This window comes from Lysinibacillus sp. NPDC093688 (assembly GCF_050280145.1).
Classification (GTDB): Bacteria; Bacillota; Bacilli; order Bacillales_A; family Planococcaceae; genus Lysinibacillus; species Lysinibacillus xylanilyticus_B.
In genome coordinates, this window is sequence record NZ_JBNNUX010000031.1 from 1 (window position 1) to 14570 (window position 14570).

Genomic DNA, 14570 nt, shown 5'->3' on the forward strand with positions numbered 1-14570 from the left:
TAATATTAAATTGTATTACTTCTTTTCTTTGATCATCTATCTTTATTGTTTAATGATAAAACAAACACCTTATTAAACTAACCTGCTCCGTTAGCCATCCATGTAGCGCAAAATAAACACTACACCACAGAAAATGAAAGATTTTTACGTTCTTTCATGGGAGTTCAATAAAGATGTTTATTCATTATTCATTTTAAAGAAACCCTCTGGATACAAATAGTCATCTTCAACATCTACATCTGGGTACCGAGTAAAAACAGACTCAAACTCATCACTTTCGATAAGGTAGTCAATAACTTCATAAATTCGTTCTCTACTTGCAATATCTATTAGAACCATATCGCTTGACCAAAGATATGCACCTTTCATACATTCGCCTGTCTTTGCATTCTTCTCTCTCAATGTCCGTATGTTTTTGTAGGTGAAAAAACTCGCAATCCATTTAGAACGGTCAGAGAAAGTTACGATGACATCAAGGTTGCAATCTTCAACATTCCATTCACCTTCAGCCCATTCTTCAGCTTCTATCCATATGTGTCTATTGTTTGTTTCTTTCAAAGGAACACCACCTTAAATCAGATATATTATAGCTTTTTTCTTTAGCTTTTGTTGAACTAAACTGCACCGTTAGTTGAACAACGTAAATAGTTTTATAAAATTAACAGCTTAAAAGTGATGAAAAATCATAAAAAGAATTTAATACATCATCCCCTAATGGATGAGCAAATTCAATATTTTTTAAAGGTAATATTCCTTCCTTTTCAAGTTGTTGCAGATATTTTAGAAATTCTGTACAAATAGCTTCGATATACTCTTTCAGCTTAAATTGATATTTAAATATATCATCTGGATAATGGCTTATATGTTCAATATAAAGGTTTGTGCCATCACTGGAAAATATATAGTAATCAAAGTTTCCATGACATTCCAATTTTGCCTCGCTGATTTCTTCCTTATATAGAGAGGAAAGAGTTGAGAAAAAATGTGGAATTGCTACAAAACCTATACCTGATTTAAAACTAAATAACTGTGTGTCACTCGAAACGTCAAATTGAATATCTCCACCACTGAAACGAATATCAATAAAACATTTATAATTGGATTCCATAAAATCTACCTCCATCAACATTTTTCATTGCATTAAATGCTCCTTTAGTTTAAGTAGAAAAAGGCTCTACCCCTTATTGACGTAAAGCTCCCGTTACTTGAATAAGGAGATAAAGTTTATATACTTACTATTATTGAATAAACAAATAATAGTACCAAAACATTTCCTGTAACATATTTGGAGAAATGTTTAAGTTTATCGCTTTCAAAAGTCTTAATTAACAAGTAAAAAAAACCGATTACCCGAATCCCATTTTGAAAAAAAGTAGAAATAATATTTTTAAACATATTGATAAAGAAAAATACGTCCATAAATATCCCTCCCATAATCTAACAAGATTTTACCATAAATATCCAAACCTTTTTTGAACTATTCTGCTTCGTTAGTTGAATATAATTCCTTGCCATTAAGATTAACACGTTAACTAATTCGAGTGAAAAAAAGATTATGTAGTCGCATCGTTATAGAACTTTCTATAAAGTAGCTTTATTAATGCGATTTGATACCCTTTTTATAGTGTTTTTTAAGTTTTGTACTCGAAAACAGAACCCGTTACGATTTCCGCTCCTTTTTTACTATTCTTATTGCTATTTTATTTGCGAATATGGTTGTTATTTTTATTGTTATTTACCATTTTGTACGTCTCAACCGAACCCGGACAAACGTATAGTAAAGAGAAGAAGGTTACACAATTTACGATTAAAACGCTTTACCTATCTTATTATTACCACTTGCTTAGGGAAGTGGTGCATATTAAAATGATGTGAGGATATAGGGAAGTAGGTGGTATAGGCGTGGCAAAAAATAATATACAGGGTAATGCCAAGCTACCATTACCATATCGTGCATTGATAGATACATATTATTTACCAATAAAGATAACAGGGTGGATCTTTTTTTGTATCTATTCTGTCATAGCTTTTTATAAACTGGTTATTGATCGTCTTGTTAATGTAGTCGTTATGTTGTTCAATGGCGAATATACTCTTGGTGAATTAGGGCTGTTTGATTATAGTAACTGGCGATTAACGACAAATTTTGTTCCCTTTGATACAATTCTTCGCTATATAAATTACTCTCAGTATTTTAATGTTGATATCATTATTATTAATTTACTCGGCAATTTATTAATATTTACCCCAATGGGCTTTTTACTACCGCTATTATCAAAAACGTGTCGCAAAGCTTGGATTGTTATTTGTGTAGGCTTTTTCTCTAGCCTAGCGGTAGAAACTACCCAGTTTATTTTTAAGGTTGGGTCAGCAGATATTGATGATTTGATTTTAAATACACTTGGTGCATGGCTTGGTTACTTAGCCTATAAAAGTATACTTATTAAACCTAAAAAATAGATAGAAACAGTCCTTGCTGAGGGGGCTGTTTTTTTAGTGTGAATTAACACCATTTATAAAATAATTTTTATTGAAATTAAATATTGAAATTAAATATTGAAATAATAACTGAATAGAATATTGGGGGCTTCGGAACATCTTTATACCTATTGAATTTTATAGTGAAAATTCCGATAATTGGTATACAGAAACTATTCAGACGGTAGGAGTAAAGTTAATAAAAGATATGATCATATCTTTTATTAAACTTGCATATTAAATTAGAAAGCCGAGGTGAATCATATGAAACTATCAAGTTTAATAGAACAAGAAAGAATGACATCACACTATAATCGTAAAAAGATTATACAGCGAAAACAAGCAGGTGATGCCTATCGAAAAAACGCGCTGTATTTCCAGCCAAAGAAAAATCCAATATTGCTTGAGCTTGAAAATTTACTTTTAGGGCACACAGATCAAGAACTCTATGAGCAACAAAAAGAGGAATCTAAAGAGGTCACACCTCTGCAGCAAGCAATCATTCAGGATTTGCAACAAACGAAAAATGTGCTCGCACATGAGCAAAAGCAATATTCACAGTTAGAGCGTGTAGATGAGGAAACGTATATAGTAGATGATGCCAATACCAAGGAAACGTTACAAATTTTAGAGCAGGTGCGGAATACAGTGCTAGCACCCGCGCAGCCATCACCACAGGATTTACGTGTAGCGGCAAGTACAAACGCGCAAATACAGCACATGCAAGCGCAATTAAATGGTCAAGAGGTAGATGACAGTGAGCCTGCTTTTGTACGTGAAGGTATTGAAGTCAAAGTACCAGAACGGTTTTCAAAGGAATTGAAATTGGATCCATTTGTAGATACAATTTTCGGTAAGAGTTATGCGGAGGCATACAAGGTGCGAACATTTAAATACGCTTCTGATAAATATGCCACTCATATTCAAATGGCGAAAAACGGCTATCTTCCAGGAACAAATCCTATGTTCACCATGATAGCCTAATGCTGCAGATGGGGGTTTTTTAATGGCGAAGGCAAAGCATGCGAAAACAAATGCTATCAGATTATTGGAGCAACAAAAAATACAATTCGACGTAATTGAATATGAGACTGGTGACGGCCAAGTTGACGGAATTTCAGTTGCTGAAAAAATTGGTCACCCAGTTTCTCGCGTTTTCAAAACATTAGTAGCAAAGGCAAGTGCACAAAAGCTTTTTGTATTTGTTATTCCTGTAGCAGATGAGCTTGATTTAAAAGCAGCTGCAAAGGTGATCGGAGAGAAAAAAATCGATATGCTCCCGGTCAAAGAGTTAATTGGCTATACAGGCTATGTGCGAGGCGGATGCTCACCAGTTGGCATGAAGAAGCTTTATCCAACTGTCATCGATGCGTCAGCTCAAGAGCAAGGAAGTATTATAGTAAGTGCCGGAAAAATCGGCATGCAAATCCACTTACAGCTAGATGATTTAGTCGCTGTGACAAAAGCAAAAATTGCATCAATCACCACTACCCAAAAATGATATGCTGGGTAGTTTTTTTATTTTTTTTTTAGTAGGCACGATAGAATATGGCAATCAGTTTGGCAAAATGGAAGAGCACGTGAATCGCTAAGTCTTGATTCATCTGAATGCTTTTCCTTTATATTGTAAATACGCTGTTGGGATATCTTATAAACAATAAAGAATACGTTCATGATTGCTAAACGTATTTATAGTGTTGAAAAATAAAATGATCAGGAAATCTTTGCGAATGTTGCGACGCTTTAGATGAGGGTATTGATGTAGACCCAGTTCTTTTAAATCGCATGTTCGGTATTTTACTAGATAATGCGATTGAAGCTGCACAAGGGGTTGAAAATGGCGAAGTTCGCATGACGTTTATCCGCATGGGCGAGATTGTCTTATTAGTTGTGAGTAACACGTTTGATAAGAAAATAGCTATAAAGGTACACGAAATTTACCAAGACGGCTTTTCAACAAAGGGAGAAAATCGAGGTTTAGGCTTAGCTAATTTACGTCAAATAACAAATGATTTACATAACGTCAATTTGAACACGAAAATTAGTCCACCTTATTTTATTCAAGAAGTCGAATTTCAAAGGAGTAGATAAGATGGATATTATTATTTGTGAAGATGATATAGCTCAATTAGAAAGTGTAAAAAAAACAATCGAAAACTACACTATGATAGAAGATAATGGGATGAAAATTGTGCTGGCCACTACAAATCCTGATGAGGTTCTATCATTTTTAGAAAATGATAAAGCTGATTGCTATTTTTTGGATATAGATTTAAATCACGAAATTACAGGTATCGCATTAGGTAGTAAGATTCGAGAAAAAGACCCTATTGCTAGCTTAGTTTATATTACAACACATGCTGAAATGAGTTATCTTACATTTATTTATAAACTGGCTGCGTTAGATTTTATCATTAAAGATCACCCAGATACGTTAAAAGATAAATTATTATCTACTTTAAAAGAAGCGCATCGACGGTATTTAAAAATAGGGGAACAAGATAACATTCATAAATTTCAAATTAAAACAACAGGGCGTACCCATAATATTGATTTTCAAAATGTTTATTTTTTCGAAGCTTCCCCAGGCTCACATAAAATTATTTTACATTTAGAAAATGAACATATTGAATTTTACGGTCGATTAAAGGATTATGAAGGTTTATATGATGATTTTTATCGTTGTCACAAATCTTTTATTGTAAATAAAAGCAAAATTAAAAATATAGATTCTAAGGAAAGAATTATTTTTTTAGATAATGGTGAAGTTTGTTATGTCTCAGCTCGACTGATTAAAGGTTTAATGAGTTAAGAGCAATTCGTAGCCTTCTCTTTTAGTGAATGTTGTTGCTAAAAGAGAAGGTTATAATTTTTCCACCCTCTATTTATGATATATCACGATGGTTTTTGTGAAGCGTAATGTACTCTTCTAAGTTAGGTAGAGTGAAGGCTGCTCGAATAAGTTACTATCCATTAATTAAGAGCATTACTTTCTTTTTGTTGGGGTAGGAGCAAATATAACCGTTACTAACAACCCTAAATATAAAGGATACTTTAAACATTCATTTGTTGAATATCCCAATAAATAAGGCATACCTATTAACATAATTGCTATACCAATTACAAACAAAACAGTCCCGATTTTTTTGATCATACATCTCCCTCCAAACTTAAAAATTCGACTTCATTTTGGGTATCCCTTTTTTTACCTACCTCGTTAGTTTAATGGATTTATTTCAAAGGGGTTTTTATTGCCAGTACTCTAATGGAGGGAATGAACCCATTCTATTAAATAGGAAGCTACTTTTATTCGTAAAAAAATAAAAGTAGCTTTTCATTTTTTAAAAGGTTCCTTCATATAATGCAAGGCATAAGATAAAGGGGGATTGAAATTGAACGGAAATGTGACCTATTATTATGGACACGCACTGACTGGGCAAGGAATTAAACATTTATATAAAGAACTGATGGATGAGGCAGAATTAGTTTATATTTTGCAGGGTGCACCGACGTTTAAAGGATCTGAGCTTCTTAAAGAGCTTGGGTATTTTTATGTGAAGCAAGGTTTTGCGGTGGAGTGGTTTAAGCATGCTTTGCTGGAGGATGTTGTAGAGGCAGTATATGTTCAAGGCTGTAATCGGTTATTTGTATGGTCATCGGAGTGGGGGATTGAACCGACTTTTCTTGGCACCAAGCATCGGGTGATGTCCTTTTATGATTGCTTAGAGGAAATCCAGCTTGAAAAGGTTGGTGAACAGCTCGCTAGTACGATGGCCGAACGAGAGTCATGGCGGGAGAAGTGTATTTCGTCGCTTACTAAAGCTATAAAGATTCATGATGATTGGGAAGTAGTCACACAGAGCTGTATGAACTGGGAGGCATTAAATGACCAGGTTGAACATTTAAAGACAGAGGTTTTCCAATCGATGGTCTTAAACAAAACAGGTATGCGCACGCATCGCTTACTCGGAACATTAACACCGAGGGGGGCCGAAAATACAGTAGAGAGTATAACGAAAAATGTATCTCGGAGATTGATGATCAAAGGAAAGCCGGGTACAGGTAAATCTTCGTTAATGAAAGGTTTAGCAGATGAAGCAAATGCGAGAGGGCTCGATGCGCAAATTATTTGGTGTGGCTTAGATGCAAATTCTGTTGATATGGTTATTATCCCAGAATTAAATTTCTGCATCTTTGATAGTACGGACCCTCATATCTTTGACCCACAGGAAGGTAGACTAGGGGATGAAATTTTCGATATAGGGAAACATTGCGCAATTTCACAGGAAGCTGAAGTGCAAATTGAAGATATTCGAGCAAAGTATAAAGAAGCAATGCAGGATGCAATGGGGTATTCGAAACGTTATGCGGAAGCGGAGTATACCGTTCGTCGATTAATAGATAATTGTCTGTCGTCATCTATTTGGCGAGAAAAAACTGCCCCACTATTCGAAAGATTAACAAAGTGATTTTTCTACTAACAGGCTTGTGCTACACTAGGAGCTAGAAACAGTTTTCCTAGGAAAGGATGATACGCTTGTCAAAAGTATTGAATGCATTTTTAGATGAAAACCTACAAGACTTACATGAACAAGGCTTATACAATGAAATTGATCCAGTAGAGGGAGCAAATGGACCGATTATTCAGGTACGTGGCAAACATCTAATTAATCTATCCTCAAACAACTATCTTGGCTTAGCAACGAATGAAGAATTAAAGCGTATTGCCAAAGAAACAATTGAGACTTACGGTGTGGGAGCTGGGGCAGTCCGTACGATTAACGGCACACTGGATTTACACATAAAATTAGAGGAAAAGCTTGCTGAATTTAAAGGAACAGAGGCAGCGATCTCTTATCAATCTGGTTTTAACTGTAATATGGCAGCTATTTCAGCTGTGATGGATAAAAATGATGCGATTCTTTCAGATCAATTAAACCATGCATCGATTATCGATGGTTGTCGTTTATCACGTGCGAAAATCATTGCCTATAATCACTCCGATATGGATGATTTACGTGCAAAGGCAAAGGAAGCAACAGCATCAGGCTTATACAATAAAATCATGGTCATTACGGATGGCGTATTCTCAATGGATGGTGATATTGCAAAATTACCAGAAATCGTTGAGATTGCGAAAGAGTTTGATTTAATAACATATGTAGATGATGCGCACGGATCAGGGGTAACAGGTAAAGGAAAGGGTACTGTGAAGCATTTCGGTTTAGAAAAAGAAATCGACTTCCAAATTGGGACACTTTCTAAAGCAATTGGTGTTGTTGGTGGATATGTAGCAGGTAAGAAAAATTTAATTGACTGGCTAAAAGTGCGTTCTCGTCCATTTTTATTCTCAACAGCATTACCACCAGGTGATGTTGCTGCGATTACAGCGGCAGTGCAAATGTTGATCGACTCAACAGAGCTGCACGATAAGCTTTGGGAAAATGGCGATTATCTAAAAGCGGGTCTTGCAAAATTAGGCTTTAATATCGGCGAATCTGAAACGCCAATTACACCATGTATTATTGGTGATGAAAAGCTTACACAGGAATTTTCTCGTCGCCTATTTGAAGAAGGCGTCTACGCTAAATCAATCGTTTTCCCAACGGTTCCAAAAGGCACAGGACGTGTTCGTAACATGCCTACAGCGGCACATACAAAAGAAATGCTGGACGATGCTCTAGCAATCTATGAAAAAGTCGGCCGTGAGCTAGGCGTTATTCAATAAAAAATTGGGCTGCCTCAATAGTGAGGTAGCCCTTTTTTAAGATTCAGATGGATAGAAAAGTCAAAGCGACGGATACGAGACTGAGCGACGGATAGAATCGTCAAAGTCGTGGATAGAGCAGCCGAAATCGTGGATAGAATCGTCAAAGTCGTGGATAGAGCAGCCGAAATCGTGGATAGAATCGTCAAAGTCGTGGATAGAACAGCCGAAATCGTGGATAGAATCGTCAAAGTCGTGGATAGAGCAGCCGAAATCGTGGATAGAATCGTCAAAATCGTGGATAGAACAGTCAAAATCATGGATAGCCCCGACAAAGTGACGGAAAGATGAGCCAAGGCGACGGGTAGCCCCGCGCCCCAAAATGCCGGATAAAACAGTCGAAGTGACGGATCGCCACCCCGAAATGCAGGACTGCTTTATTTTGAGTGAATGACTTACGCTGCTTTTAGTGTCCATCAGTATTAATTAATTAACTATCGACTTCATCTTTTTTCACTAATGTGATATCACGTAGTCCTTTTATAGATGTTGCCCCTGCTAATGCGATAGAAACTTTTAATTCATCGTATAAATTCGTCATTACTTTTTCGACTCCTTGCTGTCCTTCTAATGCAAGTCCGTAGACGAAGGGACGACCAATGGCAACAGCATCTGCTCCTAAAGCGAGTGCTTTAAGAGCATCCATACCACGATACACACCGCTATCTAAAATAACAGGAATTCGTCCTTTTACAGCTTTCACAATATCAGGAAGGGCATCAAGTGAACTAATTACGCCATCCAATTGGCGCCCACCATGGTTTGATACGATAATACCGTCAATGCCGTTTTCTATAGCTAGTTTTGCGTCTTCAGGATGTAAGATTTCCTTCAGTAAAATAGGGAGATTAGAACGGCGCTTTAATTCACGTACATTCTCCCAATTTAACTTCTTTCAGCAGAAAGAAGTTAAAGCCTCCGGCGGATGTCACGAAATCGGAAAGGAGTTCTTTGTGCAAGCACAAAGCCGATTCCGGACTCAATTATGCTGAGGCATAATTGATCATTGGATGGAACACATTTTGCAAAACGCCCTGTACATATGACTCGAATGAATCATCTGGTAAGGAAGCGGTGAAAACAGGATCATTCATATAGTTTCCTCGTGCATACCCAAGTTTTAAAGGTGAAAATTGATTGCGAACATCTTCTTCGCGCCAGCCAAGCATGACGGTATCTACAGTTAATAGCCTCAAAACCAGCAGCCTCGGCTCGGGCGGCCATGCTATATGCAATTTCCTCATTTGTTGACCAATATAATTGAAACCATTTAGTAGCAGTGGGGGCTGCTTGTGCCACATCCTCAAGTGCATAGCTTGAAACTGTACTTTGAATATAAGGAATTTTTAATTGATCAGCTGCACGTGCCACAGCAAGCTCTCCCTCGTCATGTGCCATTTTGTTCATGCCAACAGGAGCAAATAAGAGCGGAGTTGGATGGACTTTTCCGAACAGCTCAATCGATGTATCAATACTTGAAACATCCTGTAAAAAGCGTGGAATAATAGAGTACTTTTCAAAGGCTGCGCGGTTATTTCGTAATGTTTACTCACCCCCAGCACCTGAACGGATGTAACCAAATGGACCAGCTTCCATTTTGTCTGCAACAGCCTTTTCTAAATTTGCAAAGCAAATAGGGAAGGGGGCTTGTGCATTTATATTTTTTAACAGTAGATCGCCATGAGTTGTCTTTGTCATCGTCATCCTCCTATTAATCTTTCTTTAGTTTCGCGGCAAAGCGGTTACCCATTGATTGAATAATTTGAACAAGGATGATTAAGATAAACACTGTTGCATACATCACATCGACCTCATAGCGTAAATGACCGTAACGATATGCGAGATCACCTAAACCGCCAGCACCAACCATTCCTGCCATTGCTGTTGCTCCTATCAGACCGATTGTGGCAATTGTTAAGCCTAAAATAATGGATGGGCGAGCCTCACGTAGTAAGACATTCCAAATGATGTGACGACGTTTAATACCCATTGCTGTATAAGCTTCCACAACACCTGGATCAACTTCCAAAAGTGCCGTTTCCATAAGTCGCGCAATATAAGGCGCTGTATAAACAACAAGCGGCACAATAACACCTTTGACACCAATAGTTGTGCCAACGATTAGCTTTGTGAACGGTAAAATGAAGAATAGTAAAATGATGAACGGTACAGAGCGAATAATATTAATAAATAAATTGAAAAATTGGTAGAGAAATTTATTTTCAAACGATTGCCCCGGGCGAGTTAATACGATTAAAAGCCCTAAAGGGATCCCGATTAAAATAGAGAAGAATAATGAAATCCCGACCATTTGAAAGGTTTCGATAATGGATTGCCCAATAACATCTGACCAGTCTGCAAAGAAGCTTTGAATGCTATTCATTTAACTCGCCTCCTAATTCCTCAACGCCTACCCCGTTTTCTATAAAATACGTAAGTGCCTTTTCTACGACATGCGCCTTACCGTGTAGATGGACGACAATATTACCGACAATGCCGTTTTTTAATTCAATGATATTGGCTGTTAAAATATTTGGTTGTACATCATAAACTTTGCTCACTTCTGCAAGTAATGGCTTCCCGGTACTTTCACCAAGGAATGTTAAACGAATCACACTTCCTGAAAGATTTAATTGCTCGATAAGGGAAGGCGATAAATTGCGTTGAGAAATGGTATTTAAAAACTTACGTGTCGTTAAATGCTGTGGCTTCGAAAATAGTTCTATAGCAGAGCCATATTCTACAACCGTCCCTGATTCAAGAACGGATACATCATCGCAAATTTTTTGAATAACATTCATTTCATGTGTAATGAGTAAAATAGTGATGCCCAGCTCACGATTAATTTTCAAGAGAAGCTCAAGAATAGCGTCAGTTGTTTCAGGATCGAGTGCACTTGTCGCTTCATCACTGAGTAAAATCTCAGGCTCTTGGGCGAGGGCACGTGCAATAGCGACACGTTGCTTTTGACCACCTGAAAGCTGGCTAGGGTAGCTATCTAATTTCTCTGTTAGGCCAACGATTTCTGCATATTTTGCAACGCGTTTTTTCACTTCAGAGTCGTTATAGCCTAGAAGCTTTAATGGTACCGAGATATTGTTGTAAACGGTCGCTGTTTTTAAGAGATTAAAATGCTGGAAGATCATGCCGATTTTTTGACGTGTTTCGCGAAGGTCGTTTAAAGAAAGGGAAGTAATATCTACATTGTCGATCAATACTTTTCCTGTTGTTGGACGCTCTAATAAATTAACACAACGAATAAGGGTACTTTTTCCTGCACCACTGTAGCCAATAACCCCATGAATTTCACCTTTTTTGACATGCAAGTTAATGCCATCTACTGCTTTAACGCTACCTTTTTTAGTTTTAAATTCTTTTGTTATATTTTCTAGTTGAATCATACTGTGATATCTCCTTTCTAAGTCTTTCTATAAAGCAAGAATCTGCTAGCATTCCTATAGGAGTCTCGCAGATTCTCAATTTTATGAAAGACCCTTCAGCGTTACTACCAGCTTGGAATGATAGAACCTTTGAATTCCTCTTCAATAAATTTGCGTACTTCATCAGATTGATAAGCTTTAACAAATTTTTTAATCGCTGGGTCATCCTCGTTTTCAGCACGTACCGCTATGTAGTTTACATATGGAGAGTTAGTAGATTCTAAAAGAATGGAGTCTTTTTTAGGATCAATACCAGCATCAAGAGCGAAATTCGTATTAATAGCTGCCACATCTACTTCACTAAGCTGCTTCGGAATTTGTGCAGCCTCTAATTCAATGAATTTAAAATTCTTTTTGTTTTCTTCCACATCGCGAATAGATGCTGTTAAGTCTGCACCTTCTTTTAATTTAATGAAGCCTGCCTCTTGAAGGACAAATAGAGCACGAGCCCCGTTCGTTGGATCATTTGGTAATCCGAATGTAGCACCATCAGGAACTTCATCCAATGATTTATATTTCTCAGAGTATATGCCCATAGGCGTTAAAATTGTTTTTCCTACTGGCACTAAATCTGTTTTGTGATCTTTGTTAAATGCATCGAGGAATGGCTTATGTTGATAGCTGTTTACATCAAGATCACCCTCGGCTAACGATGTATTTGGTAAAACATAATCAGAGAACGTTTTTAGTTCTACCTCTAAGCCATTTTCTTTGGCAACTTTTGCTGCAACCTCTGCAATTTGTTCGTGGGGACCAGAAGTTACACCTACTACAATTTTATTTTCATTAATAGCCTTACCTTGACTACCTTTATCTTCTTTAGTACCGCAGCCTACTAATGCTGCTACTAATGTGAGACTTGCTAAACCTAGTAAAATTTTATTTTTCTTTTTCATGAAACATACCTCCAAAGTTGTTTTATCGGTTTTAAAAATCAATTTCGCCTTGGCGTAATTGCGTCCGGATTTTGAATTGTGCTTAGGCCTGCAGGATGCAGGTCAGTTAGCCGTTTTCGCTGGATGCGAAGGTTTTAGGCTAACATCCTTATATTCATTCCTTTCAAAATCCGTGACATCCGCCGGAGGCTTTTATCTTCATGTAAATGAAGATAAAAAAAACTCTCTTATAAACTAAGAGAGGCTCATGAAAAAACGTCCTCTCTTATCTTTCAAACGATGATCGTTTGCTGGATTTAGCACCTTCCTTAAAAAAAGGAGGTTGCCGAGCTTCATAGGGCCAGTCCCTCAGCTACTCTTGATAAGAGATTTATAATATTTTTTTGTAATTCCGATATACCTAATATAGATTATAGGATATAGTAAGTCAATTGAATTTTTGAAATATTTTATTTTGTTATACTATTTAGTTGTGAAAAAATCCGCTAGAAGAAGGGGAGGGGCAACTAAAAAAGATAGGAAATGAAAAACTGTTCCTATAGCAAGTTTGAGCTAATGGAACAGTTTTTCGATAGAGCCTACTCAGGTAGGGGATATGTTCATGAGCTAAATAAGTTTAATTTTTCAACTCTACTGATCGCTTCACGTAAGCGGTCTTCGCTAACAAGTAAACCTACCCGCACATAACCTTCACCGTATTGACCGAAGCCATTGCCTGCAGCTACTGCGATATCAGCTTTGTCGAGCAATACATCAGCAAACTGCTCGCTTGTATAACCTAATGGAACAGGGAGCCATGCAAAGAAAGAGCCCTTCGGTGCGGTTACTTGCCAACCAATTCGCTGTGCTTCTTCGATAAGAACATTTCGTCGACGCTCATAAGTGGCTCTTAGCTCATCTGCGCAATCCTGAGATGCTGTAAGGGCAACCGCTGCTGCTTGTTGCACAGCGGGGAATTGACTACAAAATAGATGATCCTGAATTATATTAATAGCCGCAATAATATCAGCGTTACCAACTGCAAATCCAATACGCCAGCCTGCCATATTAAATGTTTTAGATAATGTATACATTTCGATGCCGACCTCTTTGGCACCTTCCGCTTGCAGGAAGCTAATAGGTTTCTTGCCGTCAAATCCAATTGCTCCGTAAGCGAAATCATGTGAGACGATCATGTTGTGCTCTTTAGCAAAGCGCACCGTTTCCTCGAAAAATTCAAGTGTTGCAGTACCACCAGTTGGGTTGTTCGGGTAATTTAAGTAAAGAAGCTTAGCCTTTTCTTTTACGTCATCGGAAAGAGCATTATAATCAGGTAAGAAATTATTTTCTGCAAAAAGTGGCATGACATCAAAATTGACATCACCTAATACAACACCTGATAAGTAATCAGGATAGCCAGGGTCAGGCAAAAGCATTGTATCGCCAGGATTTAAAACGGCTAACGGTAGCTCGACAAGTCCAATTTTCGAACCACCAAGAATAGCGACCTCTTTCTCAGGATCAATATCAACATTGTATTCACGTTTGTAGAAGTCTGCGGCTGCTTGACGTAATTCTACTATGCCACGGAATGGAGAATATTTATGATGTTGAGGGTTTTCAGCTGCCTCCTGTAACGCTTTTATAATGTGTAGGGGAGTGGGCTGATCTGGATTGCCTTGACCGAGATTAATAACATCGCGCCCTTCTGCTAAAGCAGTATTCACTTTTTGCACCAAGGCTGCAAAAAATTGAGTCGGGAGTTGCTGTAGTTTTTTTGAAAGTTCCATGCATGTTCTCCTTTTTAGAAAATAATAATTGATGCAAATACTATTACTTTTTTTACTAATTGTCTAGAGTCTTTATTTACAAAGGTGGACGCACAAAACGCAAGTAGAGAGCATGTGGGCCTAAGCACAAAGCCGATTTCGGACGTAATTATGCCTAGGCATTGTAACAACATCTGAGGCATCTTAACAATGCCTATAAAACATAGGTTTAGGCATTACT

Annotated in this window: 17 protein-coding genes, 1 pseudogene and 1 riboswitch; of the genes and pseudogenes, 8 read left to right on the forward strand and 10 right to left on the reverse strand. The window is 37.4% G+C overall.

Annotation, left to right across the window (positions count from 1 at the left end):
- Positions 1-177 precede the first annotated feature (177 nt).
- Together ACQKN2_RS19500 and ACQKN2_RS19505 are read right to left on the reverse strand one after the other, a co-directional pair.
- Positions 178-558, reverse strand: coding sequence for a hypothetical protein (locus ACQKN2_RS19500; protein WP_427416417.1), 381 nt, complete (start codon positions 556-558; stop codon positions 178-180).
- A 100-nt stretch (positions 559-658) separates the two neighbouring features.
- Positions 659-1108 carry a hypothetical protein gene (locus tag ACQKN2_RS19505; RefSeq protein ID WP_427416418.1) on the reverse strand — a complete coding sequence of 150 codons (450 nt, stop codon included), beginning with the start codon at positions 1106-1108 and terminating at the stop codon, positions 659-661.
- 794 nt (positions 1109-1902) lie between these two features.
- Between ACQKN2_RS19505 and ACQKN2_RS19510 the strand changes: the two genes are divergently transcribed.
- From ACQKN2_RS19510 to ACQKN2_RS19530, 5 genes are all read left to right on the forward strand, one after another.
- Complete coding sequence (locus ACQKN2_RS19510) at positions 1903-2460, forward strand: VanZ family protein (RefSeq protein WP_427416419.1); 558 nt, start codon at positions 1903-1905, stop codon at positions 2458-2460.
- A gap of 282 nt (positions 2461-2742) precedes the next feature.
- Complete coding sequence (locus tag ACQKN2_RS19515; RefSeq protein WP_427416420.1) at positions 2743-3462, forward strand: hypothetical protein; 720 nt, start codon at positions 2743-2745, stop codon at positions 3460-3462.
- 22 nt (positions 3463-3484) lie between these two features.
- Positions 3485-3979 (forward strand): Cys-tRNA(Pro) deacylase, encoded by a 495-nt coding sequence (gene ybaK / locus ACQKN2_RS19520; RefSeq protein ID WP_427416421.1) that lies wholly within the window; start codon positions 3485-3487, stop codon positions 3977-3979.
- Between the two features lie 254 nt (positions 3980-4233).
- Positions 4234-4569 carry a GHKL domain-containing protein gene (locus tag ACQKN2_RS19525; RefSeq protein ID WP_427416459.1) on the forward strand — a complete coding sequence of 112 codons (336 nt, stop codon included), beginning with the start codon at positions 4234-4236 and terminating at the stop codon, positions 4567-4569.
- Position 4570: 1 nt separating this feature from the next.
- A complete protein-coding gene (locus tag ACQKN2_RS19530) occupies positions 4571-5290 on the forward strand; it encodes a LytR/AlgR family response regulator transcription factor (RefSeq protein WP_427416422.1) in 720 nt (239 codons plus the stop codon).
- Between the two features lie 174 nt (positions 5291-5464).
- Here the strand turns inward: ACQKN2_RS19530 and ACQKN2_RS19535 are convergent, their stop codons facing one another.
- On the reverse strand, positions 5465-5632 hold the full coding sequence (locus ACQKN2_RS19535; protein WP_427416423.1) for a hypothetical protein: 168 nt from the start codon (positions 5630-5632) through the stop codon (positions 5465-5467).
- A 238-nt stretch (positions 5633-5870) separates the two neighbouring features.
- Here ACQKN2_RS19535 and ACQKN2_RS19540 point away from each other — a divergent pair, with 238 nt between their 5' ends.
- The 3 genes from ACQKN2_RS19540 (at position 5871) to ACQKN2_RS19550 (ending at position 8536) form a co-directional block, all read left to right on the forward strand.
- Positions 5871-6947 carry a nucleotide kinase gene (locus ACQKN2_RS19540; RefSeq protein ID WP_427416424.1) on the forward strand — a complete coding sequence of 359 codons (1077 nt, stop codon included), beginning with the start codon at positions 5871-5873 and terminating at the stop codon, positions 6945-6947.
- A 59-nt stretch (positions 6948-7006) separates the two neighbouring features.
- Positions 7007-8206, forward strand: coding sequence for a glycine C-acetyltransferase (locus ACQKN2_RS19545; RefSeq protein WP_427416425.1), 1200 nt, complete (start codon positions 7007-7009; stop codon positions 8204-8206).
- A gap of 108 nt (positions 8207-8314) precedes the next feature.
- Positions 8315-8536, forward strand: coding sequence for a hypothetical protein (locus ACQKN2_RS19550; protein ID WP_427416426.1), 222 nt, complete (start codon positions 8315-8317; stop codon positions 8534-8536).
- A gap of 139 nt (positions 8537-8675) precedes the next feature.
- Here ACQKN2_RS19550 and ACQKN2_RS19555 read toward each other — a convergent pair.
- The 7 genes and pseudogenes from ACQKN2_RS19555 to ACQKN2_RS19585 form a co-directional block, all read right to left on the reverse strand.
- Positions 8676-9125, reverse strand: a pseudogene (locus ACQKN2_RS19555) (alpha-hydroxy acid oxidase); the annotation flags it as partial.
- A 206-nt stretch (positions 9126-9331) separates the two neighbouring features.
- Complete coding sequence (locus ACQKN2_RS19560; RefSeq protein ID WP_427416460.1) at positions 9332-9751, reverse strand: alpha-hydroxy acid oxidase; 420 nt, start codon at positions 9749-9751, stop codon at positions 9332-9334.
- A 39-nt stretch (positions 9752-9790) separates the two neighbouring features.
- Entirely contained in the window at positions 9791-9943 is a 153-nt protein-coding gene (locus ACQKN2_RS19565; protein ID WP_427416427.1) for a hypothetical protein, read from the reverse strand.
- 13 nt (positions 9944-9956) lie between these two features.
- The gene (locus tag ACQKN2_RS19570) at positions 9957-10628 is read right to left on the reverse strand and encodes a methionine ABC transporter permease (protein WP_427416428.1); all 672 of its coding nucleotides are present in this window, start codon (positions 10626-10628) and stop codon (positions 9957-9959) included.
- A complete protein-coding gene (locus ACQKN2_RS19575) occupies positions 10621-11646 on the reverse strand; it encodes a methionine ABC transporter ATP-binding protein (RefSeq protein ID WP_427416429.1) in 1026 nt (341 codons plus the stop codon). Before ACQKN2_RS19575 ends, ACQKN2_RS19570 begins: the two co-directional genes overlap by 8 nt.
- Before the next feature lie 104 nt (positions 11647-11750).
- On the reverse strand, positions 11751-12581 hold the full coding sequence (locus tag ACQKN2_RS19580; protein ID WP_427416430.1) for a MetQ/NlpA family ABC transporter substrate-binding protein: 831 nt from the start codon (positions 12579-12581) through the stop codon (positions 11751-11753).
- 262 nt (positions 12582-12843) lie between these two features.
- Positions 12844-12949: riboswitch (SAM riboswitch) on the reverse strand.
- Positions 12950-13180: 231 nt separating this feature from the next.
- A complete protein-coding gene (locus ACQKN2_RS19585) occupies positions 13181-14350 on the reverse strand; it encodes a pyridoxal phosphate-dependent aminotransferase (RefSeq protein ID WP_427416431.1) in 1170 nt (389 codons plus the stop codon).
- Between the last annotated feature and the right edge of the window lie 220 nt (positions 14351-14570).

Bases quoted from the DNA above. Each gene is read 5' to 3' on its own strand.
- ACQKN2_RS19515 (WP_427416420.1), top strand. From the start codon at position 2,743: ATGAAACTATCAAGTTTAATAGAACAAGAAAGAATGACATCACACTAT.
- ACQKN2_RS19570 (WP_427416428.1), bottom strand. From the start codon at position 10,628: ATGAATAGCATTCAAAGCTTCTTTGCAGACTGGTCAGATGTTATTGGG.
- ACQKN2_RS19535 (WP_427416423.1), bottom strand. From the start codon at position 5,632: ATGATCAAAAAAATCGGGACTGTTTTGTTTGTAATTGGTATAGCAATT.
- ACQKN2_RS19505 (WP_427416418.1), bottom strand. From the start codon at position 1,108: ATGGAATCCAATTATAAATGTTTTATTGATATTCGTTTCAGTGGTGGA.
- ACQKN2_RS19565 (WP_427416427.1), bottom strand. From the start codon at position 9,943: ATGACAAAGACAACTCATGGCGATCTACTGTTAAAAAATATAAATGCA.
- ACQKN2_RS19575 (WP_427416429.1), bottom strand. From the start codon at position 11,646: ATGATTCAACTAGAAAATATAACAAAAGAATTTAAAACTAAAAAAGGT.
- ACQKN2_RS19585 (WP_427416431.1), bottom strand. From the start codon at position 14,350: ATGGAACTTTCAAAAAAACTACAGCAACTCCCGACTCAATTTTTTGCA.
- ybaK (WP_427416421.1), top strand. From the start codon at position 3,485: ATGGCGAAGGCAAAGCATGCGAAAACAAATGCTATCAGATTATTGGAG.
- ACQKN2_RS19545 (WP_427416425.1), top strand. From the start codon at position 7,007: ATGATACGCTTGTCAAAAGTATTGAATGCATTTTTAGATGAAAACCTA.
- ACQKN2_RS19580 (WP_427416430.1), bottom strand. From the start codon at position 12,581: ATGAAAAAGAAAAATAAAATTTTACTAGGTTTAGCAAGTCTCACATTA.
- ACQKN2_RS19530 (WP_427416422.1), top strand. From the start codon at position 4,571: ATGGATATTATTATTTGTGAAGATGATATAGCTCAATTAGAAAGTGTA.